This is a genomic window from Photorhabdus africana (genome assembly GCF_035181445.1).
GTDB lineage: Bacteria > Pseudomonadota > Gammaproteobacteria > Enterobacterales > Enterobacteriaceae > Photorhabdus > Photorhabdus laumondii.
In genome coordinates this window covers 1-3,466 of sequence record NZ_JAXBVE010000094.1, presented here as the reverse complement: position 1 = coordinate 3,466, position 3,466 = coordinate 1, and the positions used below count along the sequence as shown (strand labels likewise).

Here is a 3,466-nt window from a genome sequence, read left to right as displayed (position 1 = left end):
AGGCCGGGCGTCGGGTGTTGCCCCGCCGTCACAACAGCGGCTAAAGCCGGAGGCGGGGCGGCTTCGGCGGATACTTCTGCTTCCGCGCGCGAGGCAACGGCCGTTGACATTGGCGTCGCGCTCTCAAGCAGCAGGGCGAAGGCGGCTTCCGGCTCGGCCATCTGACACAGATACTCATTCGCATCCGTCTCGGGCGGGAACATCACCCGCAGCGGGGTGATACCTTTTGCCAGCAGCGCCTCTGCCAGTTTCACCGCCGCTTCATTGCCCGCGCTGTCATTGTCGAAGGCGATAAGGACCTGTTTGATGCCATACCGCTCAAACGCCAGCCAGTGGTCAGCCGTCACCCCGTTGACCCCGTAAGCGGCGGTCACGTTCCGATGACCGGCGACCCAGAACGACATCGCATCAATCAGGGATTCACACAAGATAAGGCTTTTCGAGGCCATCAGCGCCGTTTCATTCCAAACCCCGCGATGGGGACCCGGCAGATAGAGATGATAGACGGACCCCGGCCGCAACCGGTCCCGGATTTTGCGCCCGTATATTTCCCGGACCTGCCCCTCAGGGCCAGTCACCGGGACAACCAGCGCTCCGCTAAAGTGTTCATGACCCGATTCACGCATCAGCCCTACCGCCCGCAGTCGCGCCCGGATTTCAGCGCCCGGTTTGAGTTTCTTCGACGGCAGCCGATACCCCAGCGTGCGGTTGGCAAAGCCCAGCCGGAAGTGAGCGACTAACTCCGGGTGATTGAGTCGCCGTTGTGTCAGATACGTCTGCATCTCCGGCGCGTTCAGCAACGTGTGATGATAGAACGCCACCACCCGATGCAGCAGAGCCTGCCGGCCGGCTTCATCTTCGGCCAGCAACGTCGGCTCGGAAGGCGTCACCAGCGGCTCGACCGCCGGATTTTTGCCTAATAAAGCCCGCAACCGCTCCGCCGCATGGCGCAGGCTTAAGCTTTCGGTGTTCATTACCCAGTCCAGCACTGAACCGCCCGCACTACAGCCGAAACAGTGATAGAGGTTCTTTTCAGGACTGAGGACCATTGACGGGGTTTTCTCCTGATGGAACGGGCACAGCAGTACGTAATCTTTGCCGCGTTTAATTAGCTGTCGTCCCTGTTGTTCCGCTACGGCCACTAAGGAGACGGCGTTTTTCAGGTGCTGTAATTCGACTTCGGGTATCCGTGCCATATAGCTGTTCCTCCAAAAACCTGTCAAGATGAAAAGAGTAAAAATAACTCTGTTGCAGAGTACTCTAAAATAGAGTATTGTCAACTGCAAGATTAAAAACAGGGAGTATCCTCATGGCACGGTTAACTCACAGGCAGATACAGGCCATGAAGACGAAGGATGAAACATTCTTTAAAGAGTTAGGCGCGCGGATTGCGCTGGCTCGCAAAGAGCAGCAACTCACGCAGCAGCAACTGGCGGAACAGTTGGGGATTGCTCAGCAGACAATGGCGCATTATGAAGGCGGGCGACTAAAGGTATCAGCGGCTCTTCTGCCATTACTGGCGCAGATACTGAATTTATCGTTGGATGAGCTGCTTGGACTGCCTTCGGTCAGGCGTAATAGTAAACGGGGCCCCAGTTCCCGGCTGGAACAACAGATTGAGATAATCAGTCAGTTGCCGAAAGCCAGACAGAAGTTCGTTTCGGAGATGCTGGATACGGTAATTGGTCATAGCAGAGAGTAAAGAGAGATAGCGCGACTGAGACAGGTTGCCCCCTGTCACAGTCGCTCACCACAAGCAACTAAGAAGGAGTTGAATGATGGCTAAGGCGCATTCTAAAGCAGAAGCGGCGGTAAATAAAGCCGTGAAAACAGAACGTTATTACACGGTGGGTTATGTGCCGAACGGGAATAAGGTCAACAACGCCACCCCGGCGATACATCTGAAGGGGCAGTGGCTGAGACAGGCGGGGTTTAATACTGGCGGCCAGATTACGGTGAAGGTGATGGACGGTTGTCTGGTGCTGATTCCAGAGAGTGAAGCCACGCAACAACAGCATCAACAGTACCAGCGGCAACAGGCCCAACTGCGGGAGATTAAGCAGCAGATGAGGGCACTGATAACCGGTTTTGCGGGTTAAGGGGAGAGCATGAGATGACGATAGCGATTGAACATTTGCAGGACATTCAGTTAACCCACATTGAAGCACTGGCCTTAGCACAACTGGTTAAGCGGCTGAACTGGGCGGAGATACGCTCTTGTGCCGTAAATGACGAGGAGGCGTATCAGATTAAGGATGCGATCTCTAAGCTTCAATCCGCTCTGGCTTACCGTGGGTATGCGCCACGGTAGATCATAAAAAGGCCGAAAGATCACAAGGATCTTTTCGGCCTTAACATCATTTAATTTGCTATTTCTTCCCAAAATTCATTTGTTCGAGAGCCAACATATTTAATGATTTTTGTGGATGTTTCTTTACCCAAAAAAATAGTTCCAACGCCTCTGATAAATAATTCAAAACTAGTTGAAACTTGTTCAAAGTCATCCATTGATGATTCACTGGTCATAACAAAAACCTCACCAGTAATAGTGTTTAGTAATATGGTGTAAGGATCAGATATTGCTATAACGATAAATTCTTTAGGTCTATTTTCACCAATCCACCAATGATTAAAAGCGCTCTCACTGTTAATATTTACTATCATCTCAAGATAATCAGAACCATTACCAAATGATATGTTTCCTAATGAAAGATTATCTAAATCATAGTCTTTTATGAATGACAGAAATTCTTTAGGGAATATGACATTTAGTTTTTTTTCTGAAATTTCAACGTCTAATAACGGTTTGTATCTTTTAGATAATTTCAAATCATCAAAATCATCGCCTAACAGTGAGAATTTCTCATCTAATTGTTCACTTATTTCTTTGATCGTTAGTAACATAAAATTCTCCTTTTTATTTTGTATGCCATATACCGCCACTGCCAACATGAGTTGAACTCGGAACAGGTATTGCGTAACGCCCAAAATCAACATGATGGTGAATTAATGTTTCACCTTTGTAATTCACATGTTCTGGGAACGTCTTAATCCATTGATTATCTATTTTAGGTGATAATCCTAACTCTTTTATTCGGTACATATTACTTTTACTCAAAGAATCTGGTTGTAAATTACTCCATTGTTGCCAGAATTCTTTATTGTTTCTGATACCACCATTAGCAGTCATTTTGCCACTAGTGAAAGTACTTGTGTCTATTGAATACTTGGGGTCAGGTCTATTTGGGATTCTTGGATCTACCCTTGTTTGATAAGGATTGTCATCCCTTGAAATTTCTTTTATTCCAGGGCAACTAGTAAGACCCAGCGGGTCAATCCAGTTCGCCGGATTATGCACGTAACTATAAGGACTTACGCCACCCCTTAAGTTTAGCGGATCTGGCGATAAGTACTGGCCTGTTTCCCTCTCGTAATAACGGTGCCGATTATAAAATAAACCGCTTTC

General features: G+C 48.5%; 6 protein-coding genes. 3 read left to right on the top strand and 3 right to left on the bottom strand.

Translation table 11 applies throughout. From position 1 onward, the window contains the following. Positions 1–1,196 (bottom strand): CHC2 zinc finger domain-containing protein (locus tag SLS51_RS22640; RefSeq protein WP_323840758.1); only part of this gene is annotated, 1,196 nt, incomplete at its 3' end. Between the two features lie 113 nt (positions 1,197–1,309). Between SLS51_RS22640 and SLS51_RS22635 the strand changes: the two genes are divergently transcribed. From SLS51_RS22635 to SLS51_RS22625, 3 genes are all read left to right on the top strand, one after another. Continuing rightward, a complete protein-coding gene (locus tag SLS51_RS22635; protein ID WP_323840757.1) occupies positions 1,310–1,702 on the top strand; it encodes a helix-turn-helix domain-containing protein in 393 nt (130 codons plus the stop codon). A gap of 76 nt (positions 1,703–1,778) precedes the next feature. Further along, positions 1,779–2,099, top strand: a complete 321-nt coding sequence (locus SLS51_RS22630) for a SymE family type I addiction module toxin (protein WP_323840759.1) — start codon at positions 1,779–1,781, stop codon at positions 2,097–2,099. 14 nt (positions 2,100–2,113) lie between these two features. After that, positions 2,114–2,311 (top strand): DUF7706 family protein, encoded by a 198-nt coding sequence (locus tag SLS51_RS22625; RefSeq protein ID WP_323840756.1) that lies wholly within the window; start codon positions 2,114–2,116, stop codon positions 2,309–2,311. 50 nt (positions 2,312–2,361) lie between these two features. On the opposite strand, the gene SLS51_RS22620 is transcribed toward SLS51_RS22625, so the two are convergent. Both SLS51_RS22620 and SLS51_RS22615 read right to left on the bottom strand, forming a co-directional pair. Then, a complete protein-coding gene (locus SLS51_RS22620) occupies positions 2,362–2,904 on the bottom strand; it encodes an SMI1/KNR4 family protein (protein WP_323840755.1) in 543 nt (180 codons plus the stop codon). A gap of 13 nt (positions 2,905–2,917) precedes the next feature. Continuing rightward, on the bottom strand, positions 2,918–3,466 hold a 549-nt coding region (locus tag SLS51_RS22615; protein WP_323840754.1), incomplete at its 5' end, for an RHS repeat-associated core domain-containing protein.